This is a genomic window from Algoriphagus ornithinivorans (assembly GCF_900115305.1).
GTDB classification, from domain to species: domain Bacteria; phylum Bacteroidota; class Bacteroidia; order Cytophagales; family Cyclobacteriaceae; genus Algoriphagus; species Algoriphagus ornithinivorans.
In genome coordinates, this window is the sequence record NZ_FOVW01000004.1 from 150,900 (window position 1) to 168,285 (window position 17,386).

The 17,386-nt window shown below is 36.2% G+C and carries 16 protein-coding genes; 10 read left to right on the forward strand and 6 right to left on the reverse strand.

Annotation, left to right across the window (positions count from 1 at the left end):
* Positions 1–38: 38 nt before the first annotated feature.
* On the reverse strand, positions 39–1,223 hold the full coding sequence (locus BM073_RS07025; protein WP_091652458.1) for a hypothetical protein: 1,185 nt from the start codon (positions 1,221–1,223) through the stop codon (positions 39–41).
* Positions 1,224–1,358: 135 nt separating this feature from the next.
* Here BM073_RS07025 and BM073_RS07030 point away from each other — a divergent pair, with 135 nt between their 5' ends.
* The 4 genes from BM073_RS07030 to BM073_RS07045 all read left to right on the forward strand — a co-directional run bounded on the left by BM073_RS07030 (position 1,359) and on the right by BM073_RS07045 (position 6,946).
* Positions 1,359–2,513: a hypothetical protein gene (locus BM073_RS07030; protein WP_091652460.1), complete on the forward strand. Its 1,155-nt coding sequence runs from the start codon at positions 1,359–1,361 to the stop codon at positions 2,511–2,513.
* A 198-nt stretch (positions 2,514–2,711) separates the two neighbouring features.
* Positions 2,712–3,797 (forward strand): DUF4934 domain-containing protein, encoded by a 1,086-nt coding sequence (locus BM073_RS07035; RefSeq protein ID WP_091652463.1) that lies wholly within the window; start codon positions 2,712–2,714, stop codon positions 3,795–3,797.
* 21 nt (positions 3,798–3,818) lie between these two features.
* Positions 3,819–4,196 (forward strand): cysteine peptidase family C39 domain-containing protein, encoded by a 378-nt coding sequence (locus tag BM073_RS07040; protein WP_091652466.1) that lies wholly within the window; start codon positions 3,819–3,821, stop codon positions 4,194–4,196.
* Complete coding sequence (locus BM073_RS07045; RefSeq protein WP_091652468.1) at positions 4,193–6,946, forward strand: carboxypeptidase-like regulatory domain-containing protein; 2,754 nt, start codon at positions 4,193–4,195, stop codon at positions 6,944–6,946. The genes BM073_RS07040 and BM073_RS07045 overlap by 4 nt, the downstream gene beginning before the upstream one ends.
* A gap of 262 nt (positions 6,947–7,208) precedes the next feature.
* Here the strand turns inward: BM073_RS07045 and BM073_RS07050 are convergent, their stop codons facing one another.
* Entirely contained in the window at positions 7,209–8,354 is a 1,146-nt protein-coding gene (locus tag BM073_RS07050; protein WP_091652471.1) for an ATP-binding protein, read from the reverse strand.
* 171 nt (positions 8,355–8,525) lie between these two features.
* On the opposite strand from BM073_RS07050, the gene BM073_RS07055 reads away from it, so the two are divergent.
* The 5 genes from BM073_RS07055 to BM073_RS07070 all read left to right on the forward strand — a co-directional run bounded on the left by BM073_RS07055 (position 8,526) and on the right by BM073_RS07070 (position 13,034).
* The gene (locus BM073_RS07055; RefSeq protein WP_091652473.1) at positions 8,526–9,644 is read left to right on the forward strand and encodes a hypothetical protein; all 1,119 of its coding nucleotides are present in this window, start codon (positions 8,526–8,528) and stop codon (positions 9,642–9,644) included.
* A gap of 366 nt (positions 9,645–10,010) precedes the next feature.
* Positions 10,011–10,166, forward strand: coding sequence for a hypothetical protein (locus BM073_RS18035; protein WP_175557863.1), 156 nt, complete (start codon positions 10,011–10,013; stop codon positions 10,164–10,166).
* Positions 10,167–10,252: 86 nt separating this feature from the next.
* Positions 10,253–11,341, forward strand: coding sequence for a DUF4221 family protein (locus tag BM073_RS07060; RefSeq protein WP_175557864.1), 1,089 nt, complete (start codon positions 10,253–10,255; stop codon positions 11,339–11,341).
* Positions 11,342–11,538: 197 nt separating this feature from the next.
* Positions 11,539–11,781 (forward strand): hypothetical protein, encoded by a 243-nt coding sequence (locus BM073_RS07065; protein ID WP_139217460.1) that lies wholly within the window; start codon positions 11,539–11,541, stop codon positions 11,779–11,781.
* Between the two features lie 140 nt (positions 11,782–11,921).
* Positions 11,922–13,034: a hypothetical protein gene (locus tag BM073_RS07070; protein WP_091652481.1), complete on the forward strand. Its 1,113-nt coding sequence runs from the start codon at positions 11,922–11,924 to the stop codon at positions 13,032–13,034.
* Positions 13,035–13,055: 21 nt separating this feature from the next.
* Here BM073_RS07070 and BM073_RS07075 read toward each other — a convergent pair whose 3' ends face one another.
* Positions 13,056–13,334: a DUF427 domain-containing protein gene (locus BM073_RS07075; RefSeq protein WP_091652484.1), complete on the reverse strand. Its 279-nt coding sequence runs from the start codon at positions 13,332–13,334 to the stop codon at positions 13,056–13,058.
* A 523-nt stretch (positions 13,335–13,857) separates the two neighbouring features.
* Between BM073_RS07075 and BM073_RS07080 the strand changes: the two genes are divergently transcribed.
* Positions 13,858–14,421, forward strand: coding sequence for a hypothetical protein (locus tag BM073_RS07080; protein ID WP_139217461.1), 564 nt, complete (start codon positions 13,858–13,860; stop codon positions 14,419–14,421).
* A 74-nt stretch (positions 14,422–14,495) separates the two neighbouring features.
* Here the strand turns inward: BM073_RS07080 and BM073_RS07085 are convergent, their stop codons facing one another.
* The 3 genes from BM073_RS07085 to BM073_RS17945 form a co-directional block, all read right to left on the reverse strand.
* Positions 14,496–15,677 (reverse strand): ATP-binding protein, encoded by a 1,182-nt coding sequence (locus tag BM073_RS07085; protein WP_091652489.1) that lies wholly within the window; start codon positions 15,675–15,677, stop codon positions 14,496–14,498.
* A gap of 164 nt (positions 15,678–15,841) precedes the next feature.
* Positions 15,842–16,408 carry a flavodoxin family protein gene (locus BM073_RS07090; RefSeq protein ID WP_091652492.1) on the reverse strand — a complete coding sequence of 189 codons (567 nt, stop codon included), beginning with the start codon at positions 16,406–16,408 and terminating at the stop codon, positions 15,842–15,844.
* 650 nt (positions 16,409–17,058) lie between these two features.
* A complete protein-coding gene (locus BM073_RS17945; RefSeq protein ID WP_139217462.1) occupies positions 17,059–17,346 on the reverse strand; it encodes a hypothetical protein in 288 nt (95 codons plus the stop codon).
* Positions 17,347–17,386: the final 40 nt, after the last annotated feature.

A 17,386-nucleotide genomic window follows, 5' to 3' on the forward strand; every position in this document is an offset into this window, starting at 1 on the left:
CCTTTAGTATAATTATGGAATGAGATATGGTAAAAAAATTATATTATCTCAATCCTATATATAGTAAACCGGGTAAAATCTTCTTCTTTGTCGGGATTCACTAATTTGACAAGAAGGCGATTTCCCGGTAAACTTGTCATTATTATGCCACGCTCAGGAATAATTATGTCATTACTAAGTTGGTTTTTCTGATTAAATAAAATCAATCTATTATTATAAATGGTTTCAGATATCTCGGCTGTATTTTTATGACCAGGGTTTATTAAAACCTCCCTGATATATTCAATAGCAAACAACCCATTTTCGAGTACATGAATACTCTGGTTCTTTGGGCTCTTTAACCATCCGTCAGGTGTTTTGGACATCGATTCAAGCTTTAATTTCGAAGATGAGTCTACAGCGCTTGGATCTTCGTATTTGATAGATATCTTTCCTATGAGAGTTTCTTTCAATAAATCATAAATAGTTATTTCACCATCGAATGTGCTTGTAAGAAATAGTTTTGAGGATTTTGCATCTATTGAATAAATTGGGGCGTAAAAACCTCCTACTAATCCTAGAAACTCATCTGTTATTTGCCGTTCAGATAAAAAAGAAAATTCACTTATTGATGAACTTTTTTGATCATATAGCTCAAATAGTTTTGCTTTATTAAAATTTCTAATACTTTGAGGATTGAATCTGCTGGTTCCAGTAGGGATGGTAGCAAAAGTTATATCCGATTTACTTGTATCTTTTTTAAAATATGAAAATTTCTTAGAAATAGTGTAAAGATGAAGAATATTGCTTGGTTGATATTTAAATCGTTTTTTTACTTTTAAATTTTTATCATAGAGTAAAATTTCTACACTGGTCATAGCCCATATATCACCTGTTTCGGAAAAAGCTAAGCATGATAAATTTGCAGAATGTTGATCTGGTCCTTCTCCTTGTTTATTTTTTTGTAGTAGTATTTTTCCACTTTCATCTAGAAGTAAAATTTCTTTCCCATTAGCTGTGTAGGTATATCCTAAATATATTTTTTCTTCTGGATAGTAATCTAATATTTCAACAGAAGTTAAGGAGTGAATTAGAAATTCATGTTCTTTTTCAAGACGATAGGAATGAATTATCTCATTTTTAGAATTCTCTAAAATTTTATTACAAGAAATAAATGATGCTGATACAGTGAAAAGAAGTATTGAAATAAGGATATTTCCTCTAAAAATTAAACTCTGATTCATAATTCATGTTAATTAGATAAATATTAAAATAAATATAACTAACTAAAAAATTTTTACCAAGTAAAAACTTACTAATATTAGTATTGTTTTTTTGATAGAATTGGTTTATTTTTGACTTAATTTATTATCAATGTCGTGAGAATTTTCATTTATCTTTATTTTCTTTTAATTATTTTTGGTTGTAGTGAAAAGAATCAAAAATCTAAAGATTTCCCAGGTTTAGAAATAGTAGATAGTATTCAGGTTTTTAATGATCCCGATTTATTTTTTCAAGACTTAGACCCTGTGTTGGAGAAGTTGCTGTTTATAAAAAAATCAGACTCTATTCAAGAAGTACAAATTTTGGATTTTAATGGAAATTTACAAAACTCTTTTTCCTTGGATCAAAATTATAAAAAAAATAATATTCACCTTTTGTCTGCCCTATTTTTTAAAGACCATGAAGGAATAGTTGTTTTCGGATCTGAAGAGATTATCACTTATTCAATGACAGGAGAAATTGACTCTATAATTTCTTTTTCTGATGTTCAAAGACAATACTTTTCAAGATCGGATTTAAGTTTTAGTTTGGAGAATTTTGGAGATAAAATATTTTTGTTAAATAATGAAATAGTAAATCTGAAACATAGTGATTTATCAGAGTTTAGTAATGTAGAAATATTTTATGTCTTTGACTTAAAATCAAAAGAATCAACCACGTTTTTAAAATTTCCAAAGAGTAGTATTTTCCAAAAAAACAAGTATTTTTTTAAGGGTGCTTGGTCACCTGTTTATACTTTTGATAAAAATTTATTACATGTGGTTTTTGGAATAGAGCCTACTATATATAATTATAGTCCAATTCCACCTTACCAACTATTGTCTAGTCTACCTCTTAAATTAAATAGCTACCGATCCTTTAACGGGCTTGATAAACTTTCTTCAAAATTTAGATTTTTTGATCATTCTTTTACATCAGGTAAAATTTTGTCCATTAAAAAACTTCTGGATTATTTCGTGATAGTATATTTCCCAGGAATCAATGATCAGAAATTAGGTGAGCAACTTCAAGGAAAATCCACTGAAGATATTATAAAAAATATAAGAAAATTGAAAAAAAAATATCCTAATCGAGTTGCTGTTATAGATCCACAAGGGAATACATTGGCTGATTTTATTCCTGAGAAATTGAATCCTACTAGTATGATTATTCGAAATGGAGATTTATATATGCTAGGATCTTCTAACATAGATTCAAATGATAATTTACTTAAAATTTTTAGACTTACCTTAAATATGAAAGATAAATGAAATCTCATTTATAATATAGGAATTTAGATTTTCATTAGATTTGTATGATTATTCTACTTTTTACAAGAAAGATGATGAGTATGGCTTAGTATTAGCCTAAATCAATAAAATTCCGATGCTTCAATCACTGGTCATATATCTGGTCAAATAGAAATATGGTATACTGCATGATTGCGGATAATCTAATAGATTTATATTATGAACTCCCGATATTCAATTATTAAAAATACCACATTAATCTTCTTTTTAATTTTAGCTAGCCTATTTCAATACTGTAAGAAAAAGGACTATTCCGGAACATTGGAATCCGCTAATACTGTAGAAATTCATGTTGAATTTTTGAAAGGCGATTCACCAGAGTTCATAATTGAAATATTAGACTCTATTAATCTTGAGGTTCCTGGAAACCCTCCCCTTACATCAATCCAAGACTTGGTTTTTTCGCAAAACTTCTTCCTTCTTTTAGATAGAAAACAAGGGTTATTAAAATTTGATAATAATGGTATGTTTCTCTTGAAAATTGGAGAGTTTGGTGAAGGGCCAGATGAATATGCTATGCCCTATGCACTTCACTTAGATGAAAAGAAAAACATTGTCTATGTGGCAGATTGGCAGAAAATGGTTATTCTTACTTACAGCCTCGAAGGAAAATTTGAATCAACAAGCAGTAAACTTCTGGGGCATCCTATATCTTTTTATAAAGAAAATGATACGCTTCTGGTAGTTCAGGAAACAATAAATGGAACAAAAGAGCATCCTAGAGAGGTGATGATAAACTCACTTAAACCCAATAGTCTTGAAATTCTGAATAAGGAAAGTCCCGTCTACAGTTTTCATTCTAATTTCAACATTATTCATCCCATTCCCAGGATATTAAGCCGAGTAGGTAATTCAAGCTTATTTTACATGCCAATTATTCGGGGAGAGATTTCTTCTCATACCGATAGAGATACGATTTTTAGACATCAAGACGGTAAATTGACCCCAGAGTATTTAATTCATTTAATTGGTTTTGATAGTTTACTACAATTGAGTATAAGCCAAATTGTAATGTCTGATAAATATGCTTTTTTACGCGTGATTTATGACAACTATCCTTATCCTTTTGTGATTGATTTAGAAAGTAATAGTCCCTTAGGTCATTTAAAGAAATTATTCAATCAGGAGATCACAGATGAAATGATTCCAAGGCCTATTAAAGAAGATAGGTATTTTTCCATTCTTAGGGATAAGGAGAATGGCTTAGAGAAAAATCCACAAATTGTATTTTACCGCATAATGTAGTAAAGAAACTAAATTATTGTTTTGAAAAATTCCTTCCCCCATTACAACCAACCAAACTCCAAAGACTGTGGGCCTACTTGCTTGAGAATAATCGCAAAGCACTATGGAAAGCTGATCTCCCTCAAGGAAACCCGGGAAATATCGGAGACGACTCGGGAAGGAAGCAGCCTATTGAAACTCGGTGATGCGGCTAAGGCAATGGGATTTAAAACGATTGGGGCAAAATTAAGCTATAAAAAGTTGAAACAAGCCCCTCTGCCCTTGATAGTTCATTGGGACAAGCAGCACTTTGTGGTGGTGTATAAAATCAGAAAAGATATCGAGGAAATTTTCTTCAACTCTTTCATTAAAAAAAAATTGAAACATTCAGGCTATTTATCTAAACTGGACCACCCATGAGAGCTCTCTATTTTATCTTTTTATTTTTTGCCTTTGGAGATATTACTGCTCAAACAGTCAGTGGATTAGTTATTGAAAAGGATACTGGACTCCCGCTTCCCTTTGCCAATGTTTTTGTAAACAACACCACTCAGGGAATTGCTACCGACGCGGAAGGCAAGTTTAATATATCCGGGGATTTTCCTTCGCAGATTGAATTGGTCGCCTCATTTGTAGGCTATGTGACCGAAGTCAAAATGATCTCTTTTGAAGGAAAAAGCGAGGTGAAAGTGACTTTTGAGCTATCATTCAACGAATCCAATCTCACTGAGATTGAACTTAAATCCAAACGGGATAAGTCTTGGGAGAGGAACTTAAAAACCTTTGAAGAAGTGTTTCTGGCCCTTCCCGACGATCCATACAAATCACAAATTGAGATTTTGAATCCATGGGTAATTGACTTTGAAAAAGTCAAGGTTAAAAATGGGAAAAATTACCTGAAGGCCTCAGCCCAAGAACCTATACATATTTTAAATGATGCGCTTGGTTACGATATAACCTATTATCTAGAGGATTTTCGAGTTTTGCGAGATGGTTCCAGATTTTATGGTCAGGTGTTTTATGAAGCTATGGAATCCAATAGTCTGGCGACAAGTTCCCGCTGGAAAGAGGCTCGACAAGCCAATTACTATGGTTCTTTAAAACATCTGAATCAATCTATTTTGCTTAATACTCCTGACTCAAGTGATTTTGCCTTGTTTAAAACAAAACCTGCTCCGATTGATGGATTTCGGAGCAATGACTTTCTTCAAGAGTTGAATAAAACCATCATTCCAATCCGAAAAGACTCTATTTTACGAAGACCACTTGGTGACGGAACTTTTCGAATTTTCCTTCAAGGAACATTGGAAGTGCATCATTTAAAGAAGGAATGGACCAACGATTATTACACGACAATTTATCATCCGATTAGTTGGCTCCAAGCTCCGGAGGGATTTTATGATGTCGATCGAAATGGAGTACTACTAAACCCCACCCAGCTAGTTCTTTCTGGCTACCTTGGGAGAAGGCGAGTTGCCAGAGCTTTACCACTTGATTTTGTCCCAACTACCGATTTTAAAATAGAAGAGCTAATAGCTGATGAGGTAATCATGAGCCGATCTAGCCAACTCAATCGGCTTCGGGAAAAAGTCTGGCTTACATTGAGCAAACCCTATTTCTACCCTGGAGAGACAGCATGGATCGGTGGACAAATGCTTTACCAAGATGCATTCCTGGCCGATTCGCTGAGTCGTGTAGTCCATGTGGATCTTATAACCGAAGACTCCGGAATCATCCAATCGGCCACCTTTCCAATCCAGCAGGGAAAAATCTCAGGAGCCCTAGTTTTGCCCAAGGAAATGAAACCGGGTGATTATGTGATTCGGGCTTATACCCATTGGAATCGAAATTTCCCGATGGATGATCAGTTTTTAGCTCCATTTGTGGTGATGGAGGAGGGTTATATACCTGAGATGGAGAAAGAAGCATTAGAAGTTTTTTCAGATGCGATAATGGTAAAGGCAGATTATACCCTTAGTGATTCACTGAACTATCGGGTAATGGACCTAAAGTTGGATTTTCTAGACGGATTTGAAAATCCTATCGACGGGGAGTTTGTGCTATCTATTACTGATGCTGATCAAGTAGTAGAAATGAATCAGGGAATTCGACTCGAGCATGCTATAGAATGGCTGGATGAAGGCTTGCCTGAAACTTTTCAGAGTAGTCTAAGCCATCCTGTGGAGTACGGAATATCCTTAAAAGGAAAATTTACGCCGGAGAATAAACGGCAGGGACTAATCCAGCCCATCACGATAGTCCGGGGAGATCTGGAAGATTATGGTCAGGTCATGACAGATTCTTTGGGGTATTTTTGGGCAACTGGATTAAGCTATCAAGACACCGCCCAGATAGCAGTGGCTGCCATGAATGAGAAGCTCAGACCATTTGGATCAGTCGAACTAGAATCACTAGGTAAACCAGAACTTGGAGTTGCTTTGCCTAAACTTACCTACAGAAAAGTAGCTATTTCATCCAAGGATTATTTTTTGGATACCTCTGGAGATTACATCCTTTTGGAAGAGTTTGTCAAAGAGGAAACTCGTGAGAGAGAGACTATGGCTGAGCGAAATTATGGATATGGAGCGCCAGACCGGGAGGTAAATGAGGAGCAGCTATTGACACTATCTCCTTACGCTATTAATGCTCGTCTGGGATTAAATGGATCTACCATTGGAAATTATAATTTCGGACAAAAAACAGGCGTCCCTCTACTAATCATTGATGGAACTCAATATCCTTTTTTAAGTAGCGATGATTTTTGGAATATTTTGGAATCATACACTTACCCTGAATTAAAGTCTATTAAGGTGTATACCTTCAGTGCCCCAATATTCGGCATGGCAGGCTATGCAGGGGTGATTATGATTCAAACTAGAGATGGATTTAAAACAGGGCCTAAGATCGAGACCAAGTTCAATTCCGAAGGCTTCCAATTTTTTTCAATTCCCGGGTTTACTGCTTTTCCAGAGTTTCCCAAAAGTCCGCCATCAGATCGCTATCTGACCAAAAAGCCAACGATCTATTGGGATCCACTTGCAGAAACAACTGATGGTGTATTTGAGGTAAAAGTTAAGGTGCCCTATGGAATCGACCGCCTTCGGATCAAGGTGGAGGGTAGGAGTCTGGACGGGGAGCTGATAGACCAAGTAATTCAAATTGAAAAATAGGGAACGAATTGATTCACCAATGACTTTCATTGAGCCTATTCAAATAACCCCTTTCTTCACTTCAAGAACCCACTCACTTCAACTAACCCGATTCAAAAGACTTCATCGCATTAGCTTATGGTTAATCTCTAAGCACTAGGATAAGCTCATTTCCTTAAAAGAAATCCAGGAAATCCAGGAAATTTCGGAGATAACTCGGGAAGGAAGCAGCTTATTTAAGCGGTTAGGAACAAATTGACTTGAGGGATGAATATTCAATCATTTATCTTGACTCTAACACCATTCCCACGAAGTCCCTAAAGTTATCTTGGGAAATTACTTGAAAGTCAGCTGGGTAGGCTTCTAAAAATACAGATGGTTTCTTGATTTTGGCATTAGGGTTCCATTTAAATTCAAAGGCCGAAATCCGCCCACCTGCTTCCTCCAAGTAATCAATTTCTTGCTGTTGCTTTGTCCGCCAAAAAAATGAATTTGCATAGGCCGAATGGTAATGATTTCGCTTCATTCGCTCGGTGACCAAAAAATTTTCCCACAAAGCACCAACATCATTTCGAAATTCAAAAGGGTTAAAGTTTTGAATCAACGCATTTCGGATTCCATTATCGTAAAAATAGATTTTCCGGGTCGTCTTTATTTCATTTCGAAGATTTCTGCTGAAGGAATGAAGTGGGAAAATGATGCAGCTGAGCTCCAATAGTCGGATATAGCTCGAAACCGTGTTTTTATCTACTCCGGTCAACTGTGCCAATTCATTGTAGCTGACTTCAGAACCTATTTGGAAGGCAAGTGCTTGAAGGATTTTTTCCAAAACCTCAGGCTTTTTGATGGAAGCAAAAGAAAGAATATCCTTAAAGAGATAGCTTTGCGTGATTTCATTTAGAATATCCCGCTCTTCCCCAGGGTGATTAATGACATCCGGATAGTAGCCATAAATCAAGCGATTTTCCAAATCCCGCAACGCATCCAAATACCCTACCGATTGCTCATATTCTTCATAAGAAATGGGGAAAAGAAAGTATTCGAACTTTCTGCCTGTGAGGGGCTCATGGGTATTGTTTCGAAGTTCAAAGGCAGAAGAACCACTCAGAATCAATTGTACATTTTTGAATTGATCGTGAATAATCTTGGCCGTAATACCAATATTTTCGATTCGTTGGGCTTCATCAATAAAGACAATTTTGGAATTGCCAAGCAGAGTTTCGATTTGCTTCGTATTGGGATTGGTCAATTGCCGTCTAACCAAAGGATCATCACCATCCAGAAACAAAAACTCCCGATCTTCTAGTATTTCACGAATCAAAGTTGTTTTTCCGACCTGCCTTGCCCCGATCAGAACAATAGTCTTCCCCTTAAATAGCTTTGCAGAAATCTTGTTTTCGAATATTCTCGGAATCCTAATTTCATTCATTCACCAAAAGTAATACTTTTTAGTGAATAAATTCACCGAAAAGTATGCTTAATGGTGAATGTAATGATAGTTTTCATAGAAAAAGAGAGGAAGGTTGTCCGATAATCGCATGGCTAAACTTTTAGATTATTTAGCTATCTTCAAGTTCGTGAAAGAAGTTAGTCTAAGAAAATGAAAAATTTTATTCCTATAGCACTCGCTTTATTTTTGTGCTTTTCGTCGTCCTTCGCCCAAACCACCTTTTCAAAAATAGCTGAATTCAAAATTGATCTTTTAAACCCAGTTAAGATTTTAGACTACTATCCTGCCAAAAAACAATATTTGGGATATATCAATGAAGGGAGTAAAGGAAACAAAATTGCCTTGTTCTCAGAAAATGGTAAAGTCTTAGTCTCGGAAAAATTGCAAGGCGAGGGGCCAAATCAGATCGTAGAATCTATCAATCAAATTGCCTTTGCAGAAGATGGAGCTATATGGGTTCATTCCAGCCATAATCTTTACAGGTATGATCAAAATTTGAAGAAAACGAAAAAGATTCCTTTTAGAACCAAGTACACTGTCTCTCTATATAGTCCTAAAAAACTGACGTACTTCTATGAAAATGGGGTGAAGGGAGATAACTCCTTTATCAGTCAACCTTCCGGATATTCCACTTTTTTTGGATTCACAGATTTTCTAAAAGAAAACCTAATAGAAGTTTTCAATCCAAAAAATGAAAAGACATACAACTTTGTGCCAGTTTCAGGTCGGTCAAATTTTTCTAAACTGGATCCTTCAATTCAGTCAATTTATGCACCTGTTTATTCTCTAGACAAAAGCCGGGGGAAACTATATCTGACCACTACTTTAGACGATGAAATTTCAATAATAGACCTGAGATCTAAAAAGAAAACCGAAGCTCTCAAAATCCGTCACGAAAACTTCCCCGTACTGAAATCCTCCAGAATTTCTTTGAATAATATAGCTTCTAAGGGCCCAATTAATCTTGGAGCTAAAAATGATAATATTTACGTTTTATCAGATGGAACTGTCCTGTTGGAATACATCAGAGCTATTTCACCTGAAATTTATGAACAGAAAATAGCTGAAAACCGAAACTATCATCACTTTGGCGATCCATCCTACCGTCGATTGATTTTGATCAGAAATGGTAAACAGGTTGGAGAAGATATCCAATTACCTTATGGGGAGATAGCTATGCTTTTACCTGACGATACGCTTTTAATCAAATTACTAAACCCAGAAGAAGAAGAGGATTTCACTAGATATGGGATTTTTAGATTGAAATAGTTTGGCTGATCACTCTCTTCACTCTACCACCTTAACCCCTTTCCAAAAGGCTATCATACCTTTGATCTCAGAGGCTGCAAGTATCTTATTTTACCTAGTAAATATTTACTGAAAATTAGAAATGTCTTACTAGGTATTGGCTAAATATGCTAATAATATAGTATCTAATGATCGGGGGTACAGATCGATTAGTTTAACCATAATTACTATATTTAATGAAAAAGTTAAGTTTAGAAATGCTCAGACTTTCTTCAGAAGAGGTGCTCGGGCGAAGTCAGATGAAATGCCCATGAGAAAGGTTTCTCACACAGGGGGATGATTATATAGGGCATTCCATGTGGCAAATAAAAATCAAATTATAAACACATGAAATCAATTGTAGGAGGTGGACGTTTTCGATGTGTTTGCTACAACAGTACAGGAAGCTGGACAGGTACTTATTCGGATAAAGCTACAGCAGAGGCCGCTGGTGGGGGACATTGTGAATCAGGTATAGCTCAATGCACAGAAATCAATCAATAACTTGTTTTAAAAGACCCTATCGTAATTTTCAATTTAAGATAGGGTCCTTTTTTTCTGCCCTTAGGAAAAGAGTTTTAGTTATCAAGGTGCTTTGTATCAGCTTGTTATTCTCTTGTAATGATAGTTCTACAATTATTTCATCAAAAGATTCAGTTAAAATTGATACACTTATTTTTGAATCCAAAGATGAAGTCATCGACCTCGGAGAAGAAGGGGAGTTCTTGGCTTATTCAGCGATGTCTGATGATGCGTCAACTTATTCTATTTTCAACCTTGAGAAAAGATTCTTATACACCCTCGATTTAAAAACAAGAAAACTTCTCTCGACCTTAAAAATGCCTTCTGAAGGACAGGATGGTATTGGAGACTGGCTGATAGACTTCCAAAGATTGGATGACCAAAACTTCATCGCTCAAGGTGACAATGTGTTTTATTCTTTTAACCAAGAAGGGAAACTAATGGATAAGATACGGGTGGATCATCTGTTTTATTTTAATCCTGAATTAGCCAAGAAATTTTCGAATATAGGTTTTCTCTTTAAAGATGAACTATTCCACTTCACGACAGGAGAAATCGGTACCATAGAATCGGAGATCATCAGCTATAATTCAAAAAGGGACTCCTTTCTTCTGAGAGGGATTCCTTCTATCGACTTGGTTAAAAATTTGTCTATGATTTCCATGGTCAAATCCTTTACTTTCTATTACTCTCCTTCTTTTGTAATCAACGATTTCCCCGGTGGGATTCTAGTCGTAAACCGTGGTTTACCCAATATGACCGCATACCTGAACAATGGGGACACGGTAAACACCAAACCTAACAGCTCAAAATATTTTGAAGACTTGGTACCGGTTGATGAAATATTCAGAGCTAAAAATGAAACGGAAGAAAAGGAGTTTAAAAAGAAATTAGAAAAGCAAATGAATTTCCTCCGACCTGTGGTGGATGAAAATAATCAAAAGCTCTTTAGACTTGGCTATCGATTGGCTTCGGATGGTGTTTCTTTTGACACCTACTTATTTGAATATGATCTGAATTTAACCTTGACGCGGGAGACCCAATTGGAAGGAATCATACTCAAACCTAAGAAAATGTTCCTCAGGAATTCGACTTTTTATCTTGCTGTTTCTTTTGAGGATGAGCCTGGGTTATTGATTTTTAGGAGTCCTTTTTAATTCTTGGGCGGTATTCTTAGAGATATTTTGGCTTTTACAAAAAAATCAACCCAATGGAGATTCCCTTCAACTAATTGAGTAAATATTTACTAGAATTTAGTAAAATTGGTATAGGTATTCAGTTTGTAGCCAAGTAATTTTAAAGAATTACAGATTGGATGGTCCGTTCTGGAGTAAGTTCACATCAAAAAATTACAATGATGAAAAAATTAAGCTTAGAAATGCTGAGACTTAGCACCAATGAAATTTTGGGAAGAAGTCAGATGAAGATGGTTACTGGGGGAATTGGGTCCGGTTCAAATTGTGAAATCCGTTGTACTCCAGGTCTTCCAAGAGGAACAAGTGTCAATGACTGCTCATTTAACACTATGAATTTTAACTGCCCTCAAGATGAATACCCAAATGCGTCCTGCACTTGTTCATCAGGCGGTATGGGATAATCTTGAAAAAAATCAAGAGGCTGTCTCATAAATAGGGAAAGCCTCTGATTTTTACTGGCAGGGATCTCAGTTCAATTTCAAATATTCAATTCTAAGGCTTCTCATTTGAGTCTTGAGACAGCCTCTAATCCTAGTAAAATATGAGCAAACCTATTTATACATCTTTATTAATGCTTTTATGGTTTTCTACAACCTTCGCCCAAGTAAGCCTTAGAAAAGTCTCTGAATTTAAAATTGACAGTTTTTATGAGATTGGGATATTAGACTATTTTGAAAAGGATCAAATCTATTTAGGATATACAAAAAGTAAGGATGATGGTGTTGAAATCAGCCTTTTTGATGCCAAAGGAAATAAGATCATTTCTCGAAATCTTTATGGAGAAGGTCCAAACGAGCATGTTTCTCCTTTGAGTGGTCTTGCCTTTACTGAGGATGGGAATATTTGGGGGAAAACTCCAATTGAAATTTTGCTCTATGACCGTAAATTGAATTTGATTAAAAAGACAAGATTTAATCCGCTCAATACATCTACTATTTATTATCCAAAAAAACTGGCTATACTAAAAAATTCTGTAGGGGAGAATGTGGTGATCACGACTATTACAAATACCTTTTCTTTTTCTTTTGCAAGAAATTTTGAGAGCCTCAATTTAATTGAAGGAGTTAATTTAAAATCCGGAAAATCAACTGGTCTTATTCCGGCTCGGAATATTTCAATTTTTTCCAAAATGGATATTAGTATGAAAAATATGCTTTCTGCCATATATACCCAAAGTCCGGATGGAAAGCAATTATTTGTGACCACAAGTTTTGATAATCAAATTACCATTTTTGATTCCCGGACTTTGGAGAAGAAGGATCAAATCGAGATTGATCATGAATCATTTGACGCATTGAAAAGCTCTAAGTTGTCCTTATCCTATTTACCTCAGTTTAAAGGTAGAATTTTATCAGCCAGAAACTTCGCTCTCCATGCTTGGGACAATGGTTACTTAGCACTTGAATATCTTAGGGATATCTCAATGGGTATTTTCGAAAAGAAGTTGGCCGAGCTCAAATCCTATGATACTACCATAGACCCTGATTATCACCGATTGATTTTATTCAAAGATGGGAAACAGATTTCAGGTGATATTCGGATTCCCTATGGTGAGATTCAAATGGCACTTCCGGGCAACCGTCTTCTTATCCGACTGATCAATCCAGATATAGAAGAAGATTTTATGCGATTTGGAATATTTGAAATAAAATAGTCTGATCTTAATTTTTCCTTACTATGTCACCTTCACCCCTTTCCAAAAAGCAATCCGGTCTTTGATTACTGAAGCGGCGGGCTTTGGGTCAGGATAGTACCAAGCAGCATCTTTGTTCAGCTCTCCATCTACCAATACACTGTAATAAGAAGCTTGACCTTTCCAAGGGCAGGTGCTATGTGTGTCGGAATCTTTTAGGTATTCTTTTTTTACAGTTTCCCGGGGGAAATAATGATTTCCTTCTATGACAACTGTTTGATCCGATTCTGCGATCACCTGATTATTCCAAATAGCTTTCATACGAATTTTTATTAAATGTGAATTCCCCCTGAGATGAGAATAACCATACTTCTAAAAGAGCTGATTTCAGGTTTTATTCTCTTCTGAAACATTGATTAATTCCCGCTTTTCTTATAAAACACCACAATTGATGAAAAAGATTGAAAAAATATTTTTTTGGTACAATCGATTGCGAAATAGCCTAAATCTAATTTCATGTTATGACATGATTTTGTAAATAAAGTAAAATAAAAATTAAATTCTTTAAAATATATCTTTTGCGATATTTCATGTCTTTCGCAATCGATAGCGGGAAATAATTATTGTATTTTCAATAAATACACTTTAAAATTGAGGAATATCAAATAAAACATAATTTTTTTTGAAACATTTGTAATTAAGATCCCGTTAGCTACCTTTGTAATGTTAATTAAACAAAACCATCAGACCCGATGGACCCTGTGACCCAAAATACCTTCCGAATGGATCAGCCATTCCGGGTTACACTAAAACAGAAATCTAAGAACCTATTAAACCAATTATTATGAAATCATTAATGACTATGCTTTTTGTTGCCGGGATGGTAACAGGAGCCTTTGCAGCAGGATCAGAAAAGACTGTTGAAATCAGACAGTCAGAACCTTCGAAAGTAACTGTGGCAGTATCAGAAGCGCCACTGGGAACTGTGATTGTAAAAATCATGGATAGTGACAACAGATTAGTACTTAGAGACAGAATCGTGAAAGATGAAGCTTTTGCAAAAAGATACGATTTGACGGCTTTGCCTAAAGGTACTTATTCAGTGGAAGTATTAGATCAGTCTGGAGTTCTAAGAACTGCTACTTTCGAAAACTTCATCGCTGAAACTCCTTCTGTGTATTCAAGAGTGACTAAAGTTGAGGCTAACAAATACCGTTTGCTTGTAAGCAACTTAGACGCTAAGGAAATCACAGTTTCGATTTTCGATGGAGACAAATTGATTCACTCTGAAAGAGTAGAGGATCCTCAGGGATTGCACAAACTTTATACTATTCAGAATGTAGGAACTGACATTCGATTCAAAGTTTCCACAGACAACGGTTTTGACAAATATATGTCTGCCCTTTAATTGAAAACTAACCAATTGTATACAACCCCGCTTTGGTCTGAGGCGGGGTTATTTTTTTGTCTAGGCTTTTTGGCTCAGTATAAAAAGCCAAACAACCAGAGTGGAATCCGCTTCTGATTTCCTCCCTTAATATCCAAAGCCAGATATGCGTTGGGTAAGCCTTTAATTTGTTCAGTGCTTTTCGAAGGTCCTCCGATTTCAAAGACATAGCTTTCGTCGATCAAAAAATCGGAGTATTTGGATGAAGTTACGGCATGCACGGTGCTGGTTTGATTGTAGAAAAAGGTCTCTCTGATATTTCCTAAGTCAGGTTGTGCGGGAGAGAAGAGATGAATGAAATTCGGATTGTTTAAAAAGATTTTTTCCGGTTTTTGTAAAAAGCTTGTACCCTTCGTATCAGATCTCAACAAATTTAGAATTTGTGCTTGATCTAAATAATCTAAAAGCCTCAAAATGGTGTTTCTGGGGGCTTCTAATTTTTCTGAAAGCTTGTTAATATTAGGGGTGAAAGGGACTGATTCACTGATGACAAAAAGTAGTTTTTTCATGGTTCTTACAGTGGAATGCTGCAAATCTTCAAAAGGTGCTATATCCGTTTCAATTACTAGATTGATGGTTTCTTCCAGCTTTTGGTAATAAGTGCTTTTTGCTTCTCTGAAAAACGGGAAGAATCCATATTTTAAATAGTTTCCAAAATCTTCTGGATAATTTATTATATCCAATATCTCCGGTCCTATTGTCGAATGTTTTTGAATAATATCCTCTAAGGAGAGCTGCTGGATAGTTAATTTTTTCTCAAAAAGTAAAAACTCTCTGAAAGAAAGGCCATTCAATTTATAAACTGATGCTCTTCTTGATAAATCCGCATTTCCTTTTGACAAGTCAAGAATAGAGGACCCTGTGGCAACTACCTGTATATCAGGATAATCGTCGTAAAGTTGCTTAAGGTCTTTTGACCAATAAAGGTAACGGTGTACCTCATCCAACAAGAACAATCGAATGCCCTCTTGATAGAGTGTATAGATAGTTTCAATTAGTCTATTGGACTCAAAGAAAAAATCATCTAAGCTTAAATAAATTCCCTTAGTATTTGAATCTGAAAGGTATTGCAGTAGGAGAGTTGTTTTTCCAACACCTCGGTACCCCAAGATCAATATCAGCCTTTGGCTCCAGTCAATTTTGTCAAATAAGTACCGCTTAGGTTTCCCTTTTACAAGCTGAATTTTTCTGTCTGACTTTTCTATGAGATGCTTCATAGGCGATTTCTTGAGAAAGCAAAAATATAAAATGGTTTTTTAAAAAACTATTTTGTAATAATGCTTTTTATAAAAAGCAAAATATGTATTTCATTGTTATATGGAAGTTTAATGATGTATGCATAATGAGTTGTTAAAAAAATGCCTTTTAATTTTAGGTAGATCTATTGAAAGCTAAGGACTCTGTTCGCAACACGTTTTCCCAAATTTTCAGCTTTCTTCAAAAATATCGGATCAAGTGAATCCATTTGAAAGGGGCCTTCATCGGTGATTGCGGAAGCTCCAAAAGCTGCTTCGACTTCTTCCCCACCCATGACTAACAACCCGTGAATTAGCATAGACTTCAAGATAGAAAGCATGACTCCTTCTTCGCCGATAGAGATTCCTCCTCCGGTAGAAAATGCTGCCCCTATTTTATCTTTCAAGGGTCTCCCTTCAAAAGGCCATGAATTGATGAATTCCAAAACTGGGGGTGCCGGATTGCCATTGTACACTGGGGAACCTAAGATGATACCTTTTGCTTGAAGTAAATCTTCAACCTTTACCTCTTCGATAGCCAATAAAAGTACTTCAACTGAATCGACAGAGTTGGCTCCTCTTGCTACAGCCTCTGCCATTTGTTGTGTGTTTCCTGATTGTGAAAAATAAGTGATTAAAATCTTCGGCCTTTCCTGAGCATATATCCCCACCGAGTAAAAAAGAAGAGTAAAAGTGAAAATGCAGCGTAGCATAGTGAAATATTTACCTTGAATATAATGATTTGAGGGGAGAAAAAGAGTTCAACTCCTTCAGAGTTGAGATGCGCCATGTTTGAGCGTCATCATACCACCAGTTTCACTGGCGGTTATTGAGGAGTTTAACCACTTCGTGGTTAATTGATTCTTTTTAAACATGAGACTGTCATGTTCCCTGAAGCTTAAATATGTTACTCCGAATGACCTATACATGACTTACTTAATAAAAATCCTGAAAGGATTGAACCTCTCAATAACCACGGGCCTGCCTTTGCCGGCAGGCAGGTGCAACCCGTGGCTAGGCAAGCGATCGATATCTGTTATCCTGACCCTAAAGGGATCAAACTTTCTGACTAGCGCTTGAAGTTCAACTCCTTCAGAGTTGTGAGCCATTATGTTGGAGCGCCTTTCTTACCACCAGTTTCACTGGCGGTTATTGAGGGGTTTAACCACTTCGTGGTTATTTGATTCATTGTGACCCTAACATATCTAAAAAAATAATCCTGAAAGGATTGAACCTCTCAATAACCACGGGCCTGCCTTTGCCGGTAGGCAGGTGCAACCCGTGGCAAAGGAGCCAACAAATAATTGCTGTCCTGACCCTGTAGGGGTCAAACTTTCTGAATAGCGCTTGAAGTTCAACTCCTTCAAAGTTGAGATGTACCATGTTTGTGCATCTTTATACCACCAGTTTCACTGGCGGTTATTGAGGGGTTTAACCACTTCGTGGTTATTGGATTCATTGACCCTAACATATCTAAAAAAATAATCCTGAAAGGATTGAACTTTAAAATAACCACGGGCCTGCCTATGCCGGGAGGCAGGTGCAACCCGAGGATGAAAAAGCGATCGATATCTGATATCTTGGCCCTGAAGGGGTCAAACTTTCTGAATAGCGCTTGAAGTTCAACTCCTTCAGAGTTGAGATGCGCCATATTTGTGCATCTTTATACCACCAGTTTCACTGGCGGTTAT